Origin of the sequence: Thermogutta sp. (assembly GCF_014359955.1) — a bacterium.
Classification (GTDB): Bacteria; Planctomycetota; Planctomycetia; order Pirellulales; family Thermoguttaceae; genus Thermogutta.
Window position 1 is genome coordinate 1 of record NZ_JACIYL010000946.1, and the last position, 1,532, is coordinate 1,532.

The 1,532-nt window shown below is 59.2% G+C and carries 1 protein-coding gene; it reads right to left on the reverse strand.

Annotation, left to right across the window (positions count from 1 at the left end):
- On the reverse strand, positions 1-1,532 hold a 1,532-nt coding region (locus H5U08_RS18430), incomplete at both ends, for a RiPP maturation radical SAM C-methyltransferase (RefSeq protein WP_297036512.1).

Sequence of the window (1,532 nt, forward strand, 5' to 3'; positions counted from 1 at the left end):
ACCCCGTGCCGTATCGCAGAACTGATACAGCTCGGTCTCCCATCCACGAAGACGGTGCTGCCGGAAGCCGAATTTTGGCCGGGTGTCCGTGATGAGCAGCGTCCCGTCCTCATGGCGTCGCATTGTCAAGCGCGCCGAGGTGTGATCTTCTCGCCACGAGGAAATGGCCGCGAGCAATCGACGTGCCTCGCTGTCCGGATTCAGCCCCTCGACAAAGTCAAATTCAAAATAGTAGGCCAGTCGCTGGAGAACCTTTTCGCTGAATGGGTAAACGTGGTGAAACGCCCGGAACGGCCGGGGCCGGATCATTCCAAATCGTTCGGGATGCTCAAAGAAGGGCGAGAATCGGTCCATGCGGACCCGTCCCACGCCCAGCGGCGGCGCGAGGTGGACGATGTGCGGGACGAGCTGCACCAGACGCTCGTAAGTGAGAGGTGTTTCGCCCGGGAATCCATAAAGCCAGTTCCACTCCACGTCGACGCCGGCCTCGGTGAACCATTTGAGGGTCTGAAGATTCTGAACCCCCAGAGCACCTTTATCAATGCGTTTGAGGAGTTCACTGTCAAACGTTTCAATCCCCAATTGGGCAGCGCCCAATCCCGCCCGGAGAAGCTGTCCCACTTGTGCACGGGTCAGATTGGCCTTCAGTTCACAGGCAAAATGGAAGGGCAACTGGGCCGCTTCGAGTCGAGGGAGAAGCGATTCAAAAGCGCGAAAATCCAGAATGTTATCCGCGGCACACCCCTGCGTCGCAGGATAGCGCTGGGTGAGGAACTTGAGCTCGGCCAAAATTCGCTCGGGCGACTTGCTGCGATAGCGCATCGATCGGCCGTTCAAACCGCAGAAGGCACAGTGGTGCTTTTGCCCCCACCAGCAACCCCGAGACATTTCAAAAAACAGCACCGGCTCGAAGAAGCTCTGCAAATCGCTCGCTTCGTAACGGGCGAAGAAATCGTCAAAGTCCGGATAGGGGAGATGATCCAGATCTTCGACAAGCGTGCTGTCCGGCAAATCGTCGGTTTGCGGGCCATTCAGCACTGGGAGCGCGCTCGAGGGTGTGGACGCCCAGGAAGCGCCCTGACGCCTGGCAGATCCCGTCACATCCTGCCGGGATATAATCCCATGCGGAAGCCGACCGTGGAGCTGCCCCGTTTGCAGTCGGGCAACAAATTCAGGGAAGGTATGATCGGCCTCCCCCAGAAACACGTAGTCGATTTCCGGGAATCTCTCGGCCAGGGCCACTCCCATTTCTCCTTCACAGGCGGCCCCGCCGAAGACGATGGTCACCGTAGGGCAGATGGCCTTGATTCGCCTGGCCAGGGCCAGAGACGGCATCGTCTGCTGAAACGTCGTCGCAAAGCCGACGACCAGGGCCTGTTGCCACGGATAGGCGGCCGCCACCCTTTCCAGAAAAGTCTGCGCCTCTTTCGTCAACCGCGTGAATTCCTCCTCGTCCCTGGGCGAGAAGTCGGGATCAGCCGCTCGCAGGACCTCCTCGATGTATTCCTGGTTGCTTGTCGGAAACCGTCCAA